At 48.3% G+C, this 16,279-nt stretch carries 17 protein-coding genes; 5 read left to right on the plus strand and 12 right to left on the minus strand.

What is annotated here, in order from left to right:
• Positions 1 to 400: 400 nt before the first annotated feature.
• Entirely contained in the window at positions 401 to 901 is a 501-nt protein-coding gene (locus ADS79_RS32205; RefSeq protein WP_049742578.1) for a C40 family peptidase, read from the minus strand.
• A gap of 490 nt (positions 902 to 1,391) precedes the next feature.
• Between ADS79_RS32205 and trmB the strand changes: the two genes are divergently transcribed.
• Positions 1,392 to 2,036, plus strand: coding sequence for a tRNA (guanosine(46)-N7)-methyltransferase TrmB (gene trmB, locus ADS79_RS32210; RefSeq protein ID WP_049742579.1), 645 nt, complete (start codon positions 1,392 to 1,394; stop codon positions 2,034 to 2,036).
• Between the two features lie 162 nt (positions 2,037 to 2,198).
• Positions 2,199 to 2,384, plus strand: coding sequence for a DUF4083 family protein (locus tag ADS79_RS32215; RefSeq protein ID WP_049742580.1), 186 nt, complete (start codon positions 2,199 to 2,201; stop codon positions 2,382 to 2,384).
• Positions 2,385 to 2,412: 28 nt separating this feature from the next.
• Here ADS79_RS32215 and ADS79_RS32220 read toward each other — a convergent pair whose 3' ends face one another.
• The 5 genes from ADS79_RS32220 to ADS79_RS32240 all read right to left on the minus strand — a co-directional run bounded on the left by ADS79_RS32220 (position 2,413) and on the right by ADS79_RS32240 (position 6,872).
• Positions 2,413 to 3,273 (minus strand): ABC transporter permease, encoded by an 861-nt coding sequence (locus tag ADS79_RS32220; protein WP_049742581.1) that lies wholly within the window; start codon positions 3,271 to 3,273, stop codon positions 2,413 to 2,415.
• Positions 3,245 to 4,207, minus strand: a complete 963-nt coding sequence (locus ADS79_RS32225; RefSeq protein ID WP_049742582.1) for an ABC transporter ATP-binding protein — start codon at positions 4,205 to 4,207, stop codon at positions 3,245 to 3,247. Before ADS79_RS32225 ends, ADS79_RS32220 begins: the two co-directional genes overlap by 29 nt.
• Before the next feature lie 76 nt (positions 4,208 to 4,283).
• On the minus strand, positions 4,284 to 5,465 hold the full coding sequence (locus ADS79_RS32230) for a DUF4367 domain-containing protein (protein WP_049742583.1): 1,182 nt from the start codon (positions 5,463 to 5,465) through the stop codon (positions 4,284 to 4,286).
• The gene (locus tag ADS79_RS32235; protein WP_049742584.1) at positions 5,462 to 6,010 is read right to left on the minus strand and encodes an RNA polymerase sigma factor SigX; all 549 of its coding nucleotides are present in this window, start codon (positions 6,008 to 6,010) and stop codon (positions 5,462 to 5,464) included. Before ADS79_RS32235 ends, ADS79_RS32230 begins: the two co-directional genes overlap by 4 nt.
• A 145-nt stretch (positions 6,011 to 6,155) precedes the next feature.
• Entirely contained in the window at positions 6,156 to 6,872 is a 717-nt protein-coding gene (locus tag ADS79_RS32240; RefSeq protein ID WP_049742585.1) for an AAA family ATPase, read from the minus strand.
• Positions 6,873 to 6,939: 67 nt separating this feature from the next.
• On the opposite strand from ADS79_RS32240, the gene ADS79_RS32245 reads away from it, so the two are divergent.
• Entirely contained in the window at positions 6,940 to 8,364 is a 1,425-nt protein-coding gene (locus ADS79_RS32245) for a L,D-transpeptidase family protein (RefSeq protein ID WP_049742586.1), read from the plus strand.
• Positions 8,365 to 8,570: 206 nt separating this feature from the next.
• Here the strand turns inward: ADS79_RS32245 and ADS79_RS32250 are convergent, their stop codons facing one another.
• The 3 genes from ADS79_RS32250 to tkt all read right to left on the minus strand — a co-directional run bounded on the left by ADS79_RS32250 (position 8,571) and on the right by tkt (position 13,851).
• On the minus strand, positions 8,571 to 8,921 hold the full coding sequence (locus ADS79_RS32250) for a hypothetical protein (RefSeq protein ID WP_049742587.1): 351 nt from the start codon (positions 8,919 to 8,921) through the stop codon (positions 8,571 to 8,573).
• Positions 8,922 to 9,021: 100 nt separating this feature from the next.
• A complete protein-coding gene (locus ADS79_RS32255) occupies positions 9,022 to 11,592 on the minus strand; it encodes a transglycosylase domain-containing protein (protein WP_049742588.1) in 2,571 nt (856 codons plus the stop codon).
• Positions 11,593 to 11,844: 252 nt separating this feature from the next.
• Positions 11,845 to 13,851, minus strand: coding sequence for a transketolase (gene tkt, locus ADS79_RS32260; RefSeq protein WP_049742589.1), 2,007 nt, complete (start codon positions 13,849 to 13,851; stop codon positions 11,845 to 11,847).
• A gap of 136 nt (positions 13,852 to 13,987) precedes the next feature.
• Here tkt and ADS79_RS35485 point away from each other — a divergent pair, with 136 nt between their 5' ends.
• Positions 13,988 to 14,146, plus strand: coding sequence for a hypothetical protein (locus tag ADS79_RS35485; protein ID WP_162490619.1), 159 nt, complete (start codon positions 13,988 to 13,990; stop codon positions 14,144 to 14,146).
• A gap of 21 nt (positions 14,147 to 14,167) precedes the next feature.
• Complete coding sequence (locus ADS79_RS32270) at positions 14,168 to 14,644, plus strand: NUDIX hydrolase (RefSeq protein ID WP_049742591.1); 477 nt, start codon at positions 14,168 to 14,170, stop codon at positions 14,642 to 14,644.
• Between the two features lie 53 nt (positions 14,645 to 14,697).
• On the opposite strand, the gene ADS79_RS32275 is transcribed toward ADS79_RS32270, so the two are convergent.
• The 3 genes from ADS79_RS32275 to ADS79_RS32285 form a co-directional block, all read right to left on the minus strand.
• Positions 14,698 to 15,285: a DedA family protein gene (locus tag ADS79_RS32275; protein ID WP_084766162.1), complete on the minus strand. Its 588-nt coding sequence runs from the start codon at positions 15,283 to 15,285 to the stop codon at positions 14,698 to 14,700.
• A 269-nt stretch (positions 15,286 to 15,554) separates the two neighbouring features.
• A complete protein-coding gene (locus ADS79_RS32280) occupies positions 15,555 to 15,758 on the minus strand; it encodes a YqgQ family protein (protein WP_049742592.1) in 204 nt (67 codons plus the stop codon).
• Positions 15,755 to 16,153, minus strand: coding sequence for a hypothetical protein (locus ADS79_RS32285; protein WP_049742593.1), 399 nt, complete (start codon positions 16,151 to 16,153; stop codon positions 15,755 to 15,757). Before ADS79_RS32285 ends, ADS79_RS32280 begins: the two co-directional genes overlap by 4 nt.
• Positions 16,154 to 16,279 lie beyond the last annotated feature (126 nt).

Genomic DNA, 16,279 nt, shown 5'->3' on the forward strand with positions numbered 1-16,279 from the left:
CTTGTATCGGGGAGATTCCCTTATACAAGAGCTTTCTTTTTTGACATGTCAGGCTAGATGCTCTTTTGCTTCCTGATTGCCAGCAACAGCCATTTGCAACAGCCCAGCGACAGTAGCAAAGCTCGTTAGCAGGATTGGACTCAAGCATGCTTTTCCTGCGCCAATGATTCTGTAAGCGGCACGCCTTCATGCCTCGCTTCCTCGATAAATTTAACGCTGCCCCCTTTGTCAAATATCTCCAAGCTGCACGCTCTTTATTAAGAGCTTTCTGAATGAAACGCAAAAAAGGAGAACCCTTTCCGGATTCCCCTTTCTCACCTGCTTGCTTATTGACAAATATTACTTTCGACCTAGGTGAAACATATCATGTTTCTATGCGTATTATTAGTAGAGTCACAGATTAGAGGAAACGACGCGCCGAGACAAAGCGCTTTTCCCATGACGTCCCTTTGAAAGTGGAAAAAGTAACGCCTGGTTGCCCATACGTATGTAAGATCTTATTGTTACCCGCATAAATAGCCACATGCGTAATCCGTTTGGAGGTCGTCGTTTGGCTCGCCTTGAAGAAAATCAAATCTCCCTTTTTCAGGTTGCTCTTGGACACACTAACTCCTTTTTGGGACTGAGCACGTGAATCACGAGGCAATTCTTTTCCAACTGCTACGCGAAAAACCCGTTGTGTAAATGAAGAGCAGTCAAATACAGCAGTCGTGTTTTTACTCGCTCCAAATTTATATGGTGTACCCAAGTATTTTTTCCCAGTGGCAATTACTTTGTCGGCCTTGGCTTGTGTCCAGGCTGCATGCGCTACATTTTGATCTCCCGGCAATGGTGCAACGATTGCTGTCATTCCCAGAGTGAGCCCCATCAGGATTCCTACGATTGCTTTATGTAATTTCATGTTGTTCATCCTCCCTTTTGATCGTGTTGAAAAGGTATTGTACTTAGCTCGTACATAAGCAGCTCTATCTTCCCTTTCCGAAACGCGTTGCATGGCTTTATATGCAAAGTTTGGCTGACCTCTCACTTGTTCTCTACTTTACCAAAGCTATTCCCCCTTGAGATTGCCAAATTATTGCCAAATCGCCTCGCCACTTCTGGTTAACTTTTCCGCTTGACGCAAAAAAGCCCTATTTTATAAGCATTCCTCAAATTTTCTGTTAATTTCATTTCCATGATGTTCCTCGCAAATGTGCTAAATTTATCCTGCCCTTTTCCTCGGAAGCCACTTGTTATGCGACTTATGACCTAGTCCCGTTTGAAAAAATTCCTAACTAGTGATATGCCTCGTTGTCTTTGCTGGAATCTCTCAAGTCTTTCTTCTCTATGCTTGCAACCTAGCAAGACTCATCGTAAAGTAGATAGGAGTTCGTTTTAACAAGGAGGCACATATGCGACTGCGTAACATCCCAGGTGCCGAATCGGCCCTGCGTGAATATCCGACATTCGTTGATCACCCCGTTAGCTACAAGGGACGGTGGAATGAACGCTTCGGAAATGACAATCCAATCCACATCGAAATCGGCTGTGGAAAAGGACGTTTCATTAATACACTGGCTGAGCGCCACCCTGCCGTGAACTTCATTGCCGTTGAGCTAAAGGCAGAGGTCGTCCTGCGCGCCGTTCAGCGCACTGAATACCGCGAGATTCCCAATCTGGCATTTGTCCAGTTTGATGCCACCCAGCTGACTGAGCTGTTTGCGGATCGTGAAGTTTCTCGTCTCTATCTCAATTTTAGCGATCCATGGCCAAAAACACGTCATGCCAAGCGCAGACTTACCTACGCGAGCTTTCTCCAGACGTATCGCCAAGTGTTGAAAGAGGCTGGCGAGATTCATCTCAAGACAGATAATGAGCCGTTGTTTGAGTTCTCCCTCAACCAATTTGCAGCGGAAAGATTTCAGATGCGCAACATTACCTTTGACCTGCATCAGTCCAAGCTGGCAGAAGAGAATGTAATGACAGAATATGAAGAGCGCTTTTCTTCTCGTGGACAACGAATCTATCGAGTAGAAGCCAGCTGCCAGATCAAGTAAGAGCACACAAAAAATCGCCTGACCCAGCCAGAAGAGAGAAATTCTCTTCCAGTGAAGTCAGGCGATTTTTTTGTTCAATCAAAATTTACTTTTTTACCCAGTTCAGGGAGAAAAAATGATACAATAATTTGAACCTAAATTTTCCAACCGGAGGCTGCAATTATGCTAGAATTTGGATTCGCCCCTTTTATCCCCATACTGATCATGCTAGCGTTTTACGCGCTGATTGTGTATTTGATTGTCTGCGTCATCCGTTTTATGAAAAACAAGAACCGGCATGATCAACAGAAGAATGAAAAGCTGGATCAAATCATTCAGCTATTAAAAGAAAGAGAACGGCAACCCTAGCGCCGTTCTCTTCTTATTTGCGATCTGTTTATACATCGCGTTTCTGAAAAACCCGAACCGCCAAAAGCAAAGCTGCTACACCATAGAAAAGCGTGTACACAAACATAGCAGTACTCGGTGCGGAAGCAGTGCCAAATATCCCTTGTGAAGCAAATGAGATCGGATCGTCCGCTGTATCAAATAACGCAATCGTCGATTGTCTGAACAGCGAATCCGTCGGAAACAACAAGCTGGAGATGATTCCGATGTTCATGAGCGAGCTGTTGCCGATAATCGAGCCCAGCTGCTCAATAAAACCGCCAATAAAGCTGATCCCGTACAGGATGATCAGGATAATTCCACCTGTCACTGTTGTCGTGATACTGCTCAGGAGCAAGGAGACACATACGAGAATGACAGGCATCAACACAAAGTAGCAAAGGGAAGAGATCATTTGCCCAACACTGACATCGACGGCCATGACGCCCCCGCCGACCCACTGATTAATCCCGAGCAAGCCCAGATACATCACGGCCGAATAAACGATGAGCATACTCGCCAAACCACCAAACTTGCCGAGTAAATACTGGTGTCTGGGCAGTGACCGCGCAAGCCAGGTATCAATCTGATGACTCTCTACCTCTGAGGCAATACTGCCAACACTGCTCAAAATCGCCAGTAGGGCAGTAATAAAGGAACCGAAATACAGCCCCATTCCAAGCATTTGCGTAGAGAAAAAGCTTTGCTGTAGCAGCATGTCACTGGTTCCAAGCATGTCGTTCATTTCTCTTGCTGCGTACCAGGTAGCCACCCCAAACAAGAGCAGAAAAGCAATCGACATCATGATCGTGATCGCAAAGATGCGCTTGGAAATCATCTCTCTATACGTGATTTTCACGATTGGCCACATGTGCTTCCCCCTCCTTTTTCTGTACCCAGTATAAGAATACTTCTTCAAGCGACTGCTGCTTCCTCACTACCTCATGTACAGCAGCGCCTCCTGCAATCAGTTCTGATAAAAGCGCTGGAACCCGTCCATCTTGGTCCAGGGTTAACAGCCAGGTCGCCTGCCCTTCCTTTTGACCGAGCAGCCGTGTGTCTGTGACATAGTCAGGAAGGCTTTGCGGGAGATGCTCGCTCACCTGATCCAGTGTCAACTCGATCTGCGGGGCAACAGCACTCAGCTTGCGCCACTCGCCATGCACAACCAGCTCTCCCCGATGAATGATCCCTACATGGTCGCAAATGCTTTCCATTTCGCTCAAGAGATGGCTGTTGAGAAATATCGTTTTCCCTTGATCACGCAGTCTCGCGATCAGCTCGCGTACTTCTTTTCGTCCAATCGGATCTAAAGCAGATGTTGGTTCATCTAAAAAAATTAGCTCTGGATCAGACAGCAATGCACAGGCAAGACCGATGCGCTGCTGCATGCCTTTTGAAAAGCCGCGAATTCGCTCCTTTTCCCGACCAGCCATGCCCACCTGCTCTACCACGTCGCGAATGATGGTTTTGCGCTCGCTACGGGACAAGCCGCATAGCTGTGCATGATGCTCAAGCAGCTGCGTGCCTGTCAGCCAGTCCGGATAACGGAACAGCTCTGGCAAATACCCTACCTTTTTGCGAGCTTCTACACTCCCAATCGGGTGTCCCAGCATAACGGCCTTGCCACTTGTTGGATGCAGCAGTCCAAGCATGGCACGGACAAAGGTGCTTTTTCCCGCTCCATTTTGTCCGAGAAACCCAAAGACGGAGCCTCGTGGGACCTGCAGTGTAATATTTTTGCAGCCTGCCTTGCCGCCATATTGCTTGGACAGCCCCCAGGTCTCGATTACGAAATCAGACATCTGTCTCCTCCACTTCCGCCAAAAACAGGATAAAGCAGAGTCTCCCTATGTGGGAAACTCTGCCATCTCGCCGTATTTACTTCATATTTTTTGCCAATGCCAGCAGCTCTTCTTCGCTTGTATTGCTGCCGCCCAGTGTATGGATTTGGCCATTTTCCTGCCAGATCAGCTGCTTGCTATACGAATTGGTGATGAAAACTCCTGCCTGGCCGTGTACTTTGACATCCTTCATTTTACTCTCTTTATCTTCCACATACGGAAGTGGGAGAGTATGCTGCCAGTCGTCAATGCTCAGCATTTGTTTTTTCACGTTATCCGGGATAAATGGCAAGGACAGCATTGTGTCTCGCAGCTGCGCCATATCTACACCTTCTGGTGCCTGCAGCTCAGGAGCACTTACGATAGAGTAAGAGATGCTGTCCTTGTCATTTTTCATCCAAATGTTTTGCATGTTGGACACGTGCAGGGAGAAGCGCTTCCCACTCAATTTTTCGTCAAAACGGTTTTCTACCTTCAGTTGAGCCAGAAGCTTGTTTGCTTTCTCTGCATTCATCTCAAAATGAATCGTGTACGGTGAGCTGACATCTACACCTTCGATTGTCATATCATTTGGCAAAGCTGGCAGTTTCAAACCTGCTTTTTCAGCCGCTTCTCTACTATTGTAATATTGATTATGCTCACCTTTGTCGATCTTGCCTTGAACCTCTTCATCAATCCACAGCTTGCCGATGCCCTTGAGCTCCATCTCGCCTGCCTGGCCGCTATTTAGCCAGCCTTCTACCTGCTGCAAATCATTTTGCGTCACCTTTACAAACTCGACCTTATCCATTCGGAAAATGGACAAGAAATCATTAGCCGCTGCCTGTACCTGCGGAATGGATAGCGATACGAGTAAAACCGCTGCTGCCGATGTTCCTGTCACCCATCTCTTCGTCTTTGTATTCATGTTCTTCCATCTCCTTTTTGCCACATGCTCTTTATGCGTAGTCCGATTTTGTGAAACAGAGCCCGGATGTTGCCCGATTCGTTGAGAAAAGGTCTGCCAAGCAGCCTCCGTATTTACCTTTACCTGATCGGTCGGACGAAAAAGCTGCTGCTCCAGCGCCCTGCGGGTCCAGGAATCGAGCGCAGACAACTCTTCCAGCTGCTTGCTGCATTCCGTACAACTCTCTAGATGAGCCATGAACTGCTCGCTTTCCTGAAGACTGCATTCCCCATCCAAAAATGACTGAATAAAGCCTGCATCTGCACATTTCATCCTTCTTCCCCCCTTATCCGATCATACAGCTTGCGAAATTTGCTCTTTGCTCTTGATAAAATCGTCCCTACGGAGCTGACCTCCATGCCTGTTGCTTTTGCCAATTCCGCATAAGGAAACCCCGAGTACTTCATGACGAGCAAGGTTCGCTCCCTCTCGTCGAGCTGTGCGAGCACATCCCGCACTTGATCAATCTCTTCCTTTTCCAGGCACATTTCTTCTGAGGAAGGAGACACGCGCTCCTGCTCTGCAGCTCCGCGCTCTTGTCTGTCATACCTGCGCTTTTCCGACCGGACATAGTTATAGGACGCATACAGTGCTGCTTTGGAAAGCCATGCAGGGATGTGTTCAATGACCGAACGATCTGTATGATAAAAGGAGAGGAATACGTCCTGAGCTATATCCTCAGCCGTTTGCTGGTCTTTTACAATCCGCATGATTTGCCTGACGACAAAGGGATAATACGTCGTGAACAAATCCTTGAACGAATCTGTCTCATCCTGGACATGCACTCGATTCATCATCAGTTTTGCATGCACCTCCACTAGCTCTCCCCCCTCTCACTTCTGTACCTTGCAATCCTCATTGATTTTCAGGCCGCTTTTGCTTGGTTCATCTAATAGAAACCGCCGAAGCCATTTTTGTGACAGGTGGGGGGAGAAATTTTTTAACGTATACGAATAGGTTTTCTTATTCTGCGAGAAATTTGGCCGGATTCTCCAAAAATCGGCGGGTAATTTGATAATGCTCCGTCTCCTCATAACGTACCTGGACAAGCGGGGAAGCATCAAAATTCAGGATGGTAGCTCCCGGAAACCCCATCAGGATCGGAGAGTGTGTCGCGATTAAAAACTGTGCCCCCTCCGCAACGAGATCCTGCATGACATACAGAAAAGCTAATTGACGCATCGGAGACAAGGCTGCCTCGGGCTCGTCCAGCAGATAGATGCCTTTGCCACTAAACCGATTGGCGAACAAGGCGAGGAACGATTCCCCGTGTGACTGCTCGTGCAAGGAGCGCCCTCCATAGTTTCTATAGCGGGTCGGATTGATTCGCTCTGTTTCATCAATATGACTGGCAAACTGGTAGAAGCTCTCGGCACGCAGAAAAAAGCCATTGGTCAGCTTTGGCATCCACGAGAGGCGTACGTAATCGCCAAGGCTCGCTTCCGACTTGTCCACGTCATAAACATTGTTTCTGGACCCACCAGCTGTATGAAACCCGCATTGATAGGCAATCGCCTCAAGCAGGGTCGATTTTCCCGAGCCATTTTCCCCTACAAAAAAAGTGACCGGAGCCTCCAGCTCGATCTCTTCCATTGCTTTTAGGGAAGGAAGTCCAAACGGGTATTTCTTTGTTTCGGGAAAATCGTCGCGAAGAAGCTTGATCGTTCGCAGACAAACCATCTTTTTCTCCTCCATCCTCACTATTTTGCTCATCTGTGCCGATACAACCTAATAAGGGGGAGTATCGGTGGACAAGGTTTCCTTTTTACAAGAAAAAAGCGCATTTCACATGAAATATCCGGAGCAAAGCGACCTCTCCTTTTACCGGTGGTTTACCGAGCAGCATCCTGACGAGGCGATCGGTTGGTATCATCTTGGACGCGAGCGAGAAGCGCGGGGAGAGACAGAGCTGGCGCTTGCCGCCCACAGACGCGGACTGCAATCCAAGCAAGGCCCCTTCTACGATGAGGCGAGAGAAGCCTATCAAGCACTATTGCGAGCACGAAGGCAGCAGCAAGGAAGAAAAAGAGTACGTTTGCTGCTTGCCTCCATGCTATTTCTATATTTTCAGTTTGCTTTTTCACCAGGACTTTTGACAGAGCCGCCGAAAAACGAGGCGACTACAAAAGCAACGGTTCCAAAGCCGGAAGCGATTCCAGATCGACCGCATGTCGAAGTCATCGCAGTTCCCATGAATCTCAGCAAGGAAGAGCGGGCAAAGCAAATACGCCGCTATCTGGAAGCAAGGCGTCCCGCACTCACACAGCCATTTACCGTCATTGCAGTGCCTGAGGTTCCTGGCAGTCCGTTGTTCACGCCACTCTTGTTTTATCAACCAAAGGAAGTACTAGGTGTCATGCATTACAATCCGCTGAATCGGACTGTCACGAATCAAAAATGGTTTGATCGTCCTGGACGTTATGAGCAGGAGCCATTAGTGCTCTCGGCAAGAACGGCTCTCGAGCAGGAGCAAATGACGTTGCAGCATGTTCTCGTCCTGCGCAATGCCCTTTTTCGGACCTATCAGCAAACCGGACTATTGCCTGCCCGCCTAGCTGACCTGGCAGGAGCCTATCCGAGCAATACCCTGCCGCAAATCCCTGCACCACTCACTGAATTGGGGCTGCTCTCTTATGAGTATCGTCCGGAATTGTTCCGTCCAGAGTCTGCCTGGGCGAGCATACGTGAGGTTCTGCCGCTTCCCGGATATCCTGAGCCAGTGCAGGCGCTGGAGCCGCTCCAGATCCAGCTGTCAAAATCGACGCGAACGATGCGGCTTGTAAGCGGCTCTCATATCGTGCGCAGCTATTCTGCGGGCATCGGCAAAAATGGCTCGACACCTGAAGGCTACTATACCATTTCGCAGAAGATCAGCCGCCCACGCGGTCATGACAACATTTACGGAACGCGCGGTATGGTTTTTTCCGGGGACGGTTATGCCATCCATGGCACCAATCATCCAGAGAGCATCGGCAGCGAGGTTTCACTCGGGTGCATTCGCTTGCATAATAAAGACGTGGAAGAATTGTACAGCTTCGTTTCGTTAGGAACAGAGATGGTCATATCCGATCTGCCTGAATCAGTCAAGCCATGGAGTAATCCAGCTCCGTTCGTCATGGCCGCAGGTCCAAAGGAAGAGACGCCTTCCGTTACTTATAATTGGCTGCACTAGGCTGGTTCTTACGTTCCTTCTTTAGTAGAAAAGACGAAAGAAAGTGGAATTCGTTACGCTAGAAAGTTTCTCCATCAACCAAAAAAGCGCGCTCCCTTTACGTGGGAACGCGCTTTTATTAACGTATAAGAATTTTCTGGAGCGCAAGGAAACCTTCCGCTAAAACGCGGTCGCTCCTCCTTGAGGAAGACTCGATAGAGGTTTTCTTATTTTTCTTCTTCAAGCTGACTGATCGTCTCTTCTTGTTCTTCTTCCGCTTTCCAATAATCGAGCACTTTTCCTTGTAGAACTTTCCCCTTGATGAATTCTACTTGCTGCTCACTGAAATCCTCTGTCCATTCGACGCCCAGTTCCTCAGCCAGACGTACCACGGTCAAAAGCTCCGACCATGCAACGTATCGTTTGTACCAGAAAAACTGAGGCTGTTCATTCATGTATGGGTATAGATCGTCAAAATCGGTGTGTTTACAGTCGAGAGCTCGCTCAAAATTCACCTTGGTTTGGCGCAATTGTTCAATGAAAAATGTGGGTAAATCCTTTTTTGCGTAGTCAGACATGGACTGTCCCCCCTGTCTCCCGATTTATTGGTATTGTACCACGCGAAAGAAGTTGTGCAAATAGGTGAATCTGTTTGAGTTGTTCATTCTATGCTAGACGTCACCCATTTGTTCCTTCTGGAAATGGTTGCTGTGAGCCATCCTCAGGTGGTGGCGGTAATTCAATCCCTCCAGAGCCTGGTTGGTTTCCATTCGGATTTCCTATATCAGGCGGTGGAGCTTCTCCATTGTTGTTTGGATTGCTTGGATTGTTTGGATTGCCCTGATTTCCATGGTTACCGTTATTTCCTTGACCACCTGGCGGCTGACCATTTGTCTGGTTGCCATTGCCATTGCCGTTATCAGGTGGTAGCTGACCGGAATCACCATTCCCATTTCCTTCTGGCATTCCTCCTTGATTATTGCCGTCCTCATGATGGTCCTGGCCGTCATTAATCAAGTTCTCAAGCTGCTTCGTGTTGATATCCACAATTGGCGAAGGGGTCTGTTCCTGCCCTTCCTTGTTGCGAGGAACAACCATATAACGATATTTCACTGGGCTATTCAATACATCAACATAAATCGTATCTTTAAAATTGGCAGCGATCAATTCGCGCTCGCCATTTTCTTTTACTCGGTAGACGTCGTAGGTGTAGTCAGGCTCGCCACCAATCCAGCTTAAAACAACTTGCAGTTGATTGTTGTTATCCATCGTCATGGTCGCTTCCAATTGAATCGGCGGAGTGGCTTCTTCCTCTGGCTCTTCTTCTACTGCTCCACCAGGTCGGACAAAGTCCGTAGACTTCACGCCTTTAAGACCTTCTGCCAATACTTTGGCAAACATCTGAGCTGTCAAACTGCTACCTTGACGCATCAAGTGATTTTTATCCTCTTTATCAAAGCCCATCCAGACTGCTCCGACGTATTCAGGTGTGTAGCCTACAAACCAGGCATCCTTGTTGACGCTGCTGTCTCCGATTGTGGATTGGGTTGTACCCGTTTTCCCGGCTACATGGCGACCGGAGATACGAGCTGCTTTACCGGTCCCCTCTTGAACTGCTCTTTCCAGCATGGTGTGGACAGTCCACGCTGTCTGTGGCTTCAGAACCTCGGTTTGTTTTACTTCATACTCGCGCAAAATACCAACGGATTTGTTTTCAATCTTGGTGATGGTATGCGCCTCAGAGACTACACCTCCATTCACAAAAGCTGTATAGGCTTGCGCCATTTTCAGCGGAGACGTTCCTTTGCTTAGACCACCCAGCGCGATCGCCAGGTTGCGGTCCTCGGGCTCCATATCAATACCGAATTTCTCCAAATATTTCAATGCCGTTGGTACTTTAATCTCGTTCAACAGCCAAACAACCGGAACGTTCAGTGAGTCAATCAATGCCCGGTTCATGCTCACGGTCTCGCTGTACTTGTTGTTGTAGTTGCGCGGCTCATAGCCGTTAAAGCTTTGCTTTTTGTTGCTCAGCGAGGAGTTTGGACCCCATTTTTTACTATCGATATCAATCGCCGGACCGTATACCGCGATTGGCTTGAAGCTCGAGCCCGGCTGACGCTTCATATCAGTTGCCAGGTTGAAGCCTTTTACGGCGTAATTACGCCCGCCCATCATGCCTGCAATTCCGCCATTTTTGGCATCTACCACAATCATGGAAGACTCTACACTGCGCTCTGTTCCGTCTTTCGGGAAGTTTTTCGGATTGTCATACTCTTTGACCATGGCATCCTGGATTTTCGGATCAAACGTCGTATAGACGGACCAGCCGCCGCGATACAGCTCTTCCTCTGATACGCCATACGTCTCTTCTGCTTCATCTACCAAATGATCAAAATATGCCCGGTAACCTTTTTTCAATCCGGAAGAACCTGGCACTTCGGACGGCTCCGTTGGCAGCGGCTCTGCCTGTGCCTCATTCTTTTGCTCTTCTGTAATGATGCCTTGCTCTGCCATCAGGCGAATAACCGTATCCCGGCGAAGCTTGGCTTTCTCTGGATTGTTGAATGGGTTGTAGGTAGTCGGTGCTTTTGGAATCGCCGCCAGCATCGCTGCTTCTGCAACTGTAAAATTAGAGTCAGAAACTGACTTACCGAAATAATACAGCGAAGCATCCTCGACCCCGAATTCCCCTTTCCCCAAATACACGCGGTTCAGGTACATCTCCAAAATCTGATCCTTGGAGTATTTTCGCTCCAATCCAATTGCGATACTCATTTCTTTCGTTTTACGCCAAAATGTTTGATCTAGGGTGAGAAATACGTTTCTAGCTAACTGTTGGGTAATCGTACTGCCGCCCTCTGCCAACGAGCCTTTTTTGATGTCATTGACGATGGCTCCACCAATCCGAACCATATCCACGCCCTTGTGATCGTAAAAGCGTCGATCTTCGACAGCGAGGAAGGCATTAGTTAATATTTTTGGCATTTCACTAATCGACTTGTATTCACGGTTTTTTTCACGAATCAAGCTCGTGAGCTCATCACCGTTTTTGTCATATATTACGGTTGGTTCTGCTTTCAGATCCTTCAATTTTTGCTCATTTTCCTCAATCATCCGGTCTCCGGCGTACAGCAAGGAAAAGTATCCCCCGATTACGCTCAAAAGAAGAAAGATTGCAAATGATACAGTAATCATCAGCAAGCTGCCTTTTTTCTTTTTGACCTTCTTCTTGGCCTTTGTTGCCATTTTTTACCTCCTGAATTCTCTCTCCCCCACATCATTATAGACGATTGCATTCGAAAAAAGTTTCTTTGCGCGGGTAGCTATCTATCACTTGGTTGTATTTTGGCGGCTTTGGGCTTTTACGGGCTGCCTTTTTGTGGCGGCCATGGGCTGCCTTTATCCTACCACTCTTTTTCGCGTTGTACGGTGGAAAAGTATTGGAAAAAGCCTATCTTCTATTAGATAGAAGATAGGCCCCTCCCGGAATCCGCTCGTTTACTTCAGCAATTTTTCAGCTTGTGCTACTACGTTTTCAACGGTAAAGCCGTATTCTTTCATGATGCGGTCCCCAGGTGCAGATGCGCCAAACTGGTTGATGCCGATAACGATTCCGCCATCTCCTGCATAGCGGTCCCAGCCCATTGGAGAGCCCATCTCTACTGCTACACGCGCTTTTACATCCTGTGGAATAACAGAATCGCGGTATTCCTTGGATTGACGCTCAAACAGGTTCCAGCTTGGCAGAGAAACGACGCGCGTTTCTACACCACGGGACAGGAGCTGTTCACGTGCTTGCATCACCAAGGACACTTCTGATCCAGTCGCAATCAGAATGAGCTGTGGTTTGACGCTTGGTGCGTCGGCGAGTACATAACCACCCTTGCTCACGCCTTCTGCTGCTTTTTCCAGCGTTTCTGGCAAGACTGGCAGGTTTTGACGAGTCAATACCAAAACAGTTGGCTCATCTGTGCGGGACACAGCATATTTCCATGCTTCATTCGTCTCTACCGCATCTGCTGGACGCAGTACGTTCAAGCCTGGCATCGCACGCAGGGACGCCAATTGCTCAATCGGCTCATGGGTAGGTCCATCTTCACCGACAGCAATGGAATCATGTGTGAAGACATATACCACTGGCTGCTTCATCAGTGCAGAGAGACGAATAGCTGGACGTACATAGTCAGAGAAGACGAAGAATGTACCGCCATAAACTTTTACGCCACCGTGCAGCGCCATACCATTCAAAGCCGCTCCCATCGCGAACTCACGAACCCCGAACCAGATGTTGCGTCCTTCGTATGTGCCAGGCAGGAAGTTGCCAGCTTCTTTGATCACAGTATTATTGGAGTGTGCCAGGTCTGCAGAACCGCCCAGGAAGAAAGGAACGCTCGTTGCCAAAGCATTGATCGCATTACCGGATGCTACACGGGTAGCCAGCTTTGCTCCTGCTTCATACGTTGGCATGTGGTTATCCCAGCCTGTTGGCAGGTGACCTTCCCCAGCAGTCGTAAACTGTGCAGCCAGATCAGGGTACGCTTTGGCATACTCCGCAAACTGGTCGTTCCAGGAAGCTTCTGCTTTTTCTCCTGCTGCTGTAAGTCCTGCATACAGTTCTGTTACTTCTTCTGGTACATGGAATTCATTTTCATGTGTCCATGCGTAGTTTTCTTTGGTCAATTTTACTTCTTCTTTACCCAAAGGTGCGCCGTGGGAAGCACTAGATCCACCTTTATTCGGGCTACCGTAACCGATCACGGTTTTTACCTCGATCAGGGTTGGACGATCCAAATCCAGCTTCGCTTCAGCAATCGCCGCTTCAATCGCAGCCAGATCGTTTCCATCCTCTACGCGGAGGTATTGCCAGCCATAAGCCTGGTAGCGTCCCGCTACATTTTCAGAGAAGGAGCGAGACAGCTCTCCATCCAAAGAGATATCATTAGAATCGTACAAAACGATCATTTTACCCAGTTTCAGGTGAGCAGCTAGAGAGGAAGCCTCACTGGAAACACCCTCCATCAAATCGCCATCCCCACAAATCACGTAGGTGAAATGGTTCACGATGTCAAACTTGTCGCGGTTGTAAACGGCCGCCATGTGCTTTTCTGCCATTGCCATCCCTACAGCCATCGCGATACCTTGTCCCAGAGGACCGGTCGTAGCATCTACACCAGCAGTATGGCCAAACTCAGGGTGACCAGGGGTTTTGCTGCCCCATTGGCGGAAATTATGTAGGTCTTCCAGAGAAACATCGTATTTCATCAGGTGCAGCATGGAGTATAATAGCATGGAGCCATGTCCAGCTGAAAGGACAAAACGATCACGGTCAATCCACTTCGGATTGCTCGGGTTCACTTTCATAAAACGGCTATACAGCACGTGAGCCATTGGAGCTGCGCCCATCGGCATTCCTGGGTGGCCGGAGTTGGCCTTTTCGATGGCATCAATAGCCAGTGTGCGGATCGTATTAATGGAAAGCTGATCAACAGATGTATGCTGAGTCATCTCGAAAAATCCTCCCTGCTTATTCTTTAAATCACTACCTGTAACTACTGCAATCGGTTTAAAAACACACTGTGCAATTATAGCACAGTTCAAGGCCATATTCATGTCTGCTTTCACGAAAAAGGAGGTCCCTATTATGTCTACTTTTTATCTCATCATCGGAATTGTACTTGGCGTAGCGGGATTCGGCATGCTGCTTGCTGCCATGACCAGCTCACCGCTTGTCAAACAAAGAAAATTAGAGCGTCAGCGCAAGGCAGCTGAAAACCATCGCCCGGAGGAAGGCGGCTTCTAAAGACGAAAGAGGGAGCGTACCATGAACAAGGATCGTTTTACCATGCCCGTCGCTGTTCATCTTATTCTAGTACGCGGGACGGAAATCTTACTGCTTCGCCGCTATAACACCGGTTATGAAGACGGCAATTACAGTGTGCCTGCCGGTCATTTGGATGGAGACGAGGAAGTCGTGGCAGGAGCCATTCGCGAGGCAAAAGAAGAATGCGGCATCGATCTTACCGCTTCTGAGCTGCGCGTCGTTGGTGTCATGCATCGCCGTTCTGTGGACGAGCGCATCGACTTTTTTCTTGCCGCCTCCAGCTGGAGTGGGGAAATCATCAATTGCGAGCCTGAAAAATGCGACGAGCTGCGCTGGGTGGATATAAATCATTTGCCAGAGAACGTCATCCCCTACGTTCGTCAAGGCATTGTCAATTACAAGAACGAGCAATGGTTTGACAGCTTCGGCTGGGACAAGTCTTCGGCTGTAGCCCACTGCCTGACTACGATTTCGTAAAACAAAAAAGCAAACAACCTCATGGGAATACACATGCCCGGTTGTTTGCTTTTTTATCCTTTAGGATCTTTCTCGATTTCAATCCGCTGCAGCTGGCGAATCACCATATACACCAAACCTATGCTGCACAGTGCGATCAGCGTAATTTTACTATACGTATAGACACCTGCCACCATTTCATCCATCCTGTCAGCGAACAAATACCCCGCCAGATAATAATGAAAGGTCCAGATGAGACTGCTCGGAAAAAAGTACAGACAAAACAGCCTGAGCGGAAGACGGCCTGCCCCAATAAAAAATGGTATCACATGACGAACAACCGGAAAAAAGAAACCGAGACATAGCATCCACCCGAAAAGCCGGTCCCTTTCTTCGCGGGTTCTTCCCTTCCCTGTGGGAATGAGCCTCCGCTGGAGCAGCCAGTTGACGATAGGCGTTCCAAGCACTCCCCCGATTATGTATCCGCTTGCCAACACCAGCGATACACCCGCGTAAATTGAAAAAAATGCCACAAAAATTTGTGCGTCTATATGTGCAACCTGTGCCCCCAAGGACATCACGGTGATTTCATCTGGAATCGGCTTCTCCACCATGCCCTTTACCATTTTCGCAAACAGGGTAACAAATTCTGTGCTCGCCACGTTCCATCCCTCCCTAGCTCCCTGATCTAATCGTACTAGGGAAACCTTTCAAAAAAAGAGAGATTCGTTTAAGAAAGTTTAAAGGATTTCTGAAGAATTTCTTACGGAAAAAGGCGTGCTTATCGAAAGCCCTGTGCCCGCTCGATAAACACGCCTTTTTTTACCGTATAAGAATTTATAAGCACGACGCTTATGAATTCTGGAGCGCATGGAAGCCTTCCGCTAAAACGCGGTCGCTCCTCCTTGGGTAAGCCTCGATAGAGGTTTTCTTATCGCCCCTCTGCTTTTCGTCTATCTCGCAAAGCAGACAAAGCCTCCAGAAGCTCTTCTTTGTCAATGACATTCAGTTCGTAAAGCTCCCGGATTTCATCTTCTATCAGAAGTAAATCCCCCTCGGGATCTCCCGTATAAATGAATAAACCGAAGCGATGCAAAAACGCTTTTAAATCGAAATCATTCGGGCCAGCTTTCAATTTGCTCCCTCCAGATCGCTTTCCATCCTAGCGAGGACGGCGTCGTAGTCAAATTCGACAGCAAAGCCAGTAATTACGATGATCTTTGCAGTTGGATACGCTTCGCGCCACGCCTCCTCCTCTTCCGGCTTCAAACCGACGATGTACAAAGGATCTGATGATAGCTGTTCATGCTCCAGACAGAGCTTTAAAAATGTACGGCATCTCTCCTGCTCTTGTGCCGCATTGAGGACGAGTACCGCCCGTGTTACCTCTCCTGACTGCCTCTGTTCGGCCAGCATCTCAAAGGTTTTCGCAGTAGGGACAATCGCATTCACCTCAGGAAAACGATCGAGAACCTCATCCAGCCAATCATCCTCGTGCCAGGCCAGGTAGTACATCATCGCAGTAGACATGATCACAAACACCTCATGGATATATACTTGACAACATTCTGAACGATTCTTGTTTCTTTTCCATTATAACATGGATCATGCCCACATGCGTATGTTGCTGGCTTGACTTCCCACGAACCATCACGT

The organism is Brevibacillus reuszeri (assembly GCF_001187725.1).
GTDB classification, from domain to species: domain Bacteria; phylum Bacillota; class Bacilli; order Brevibacillales; family Brevibacillaceae; genus Brevibacillus; species Brevibacillus reuszeri.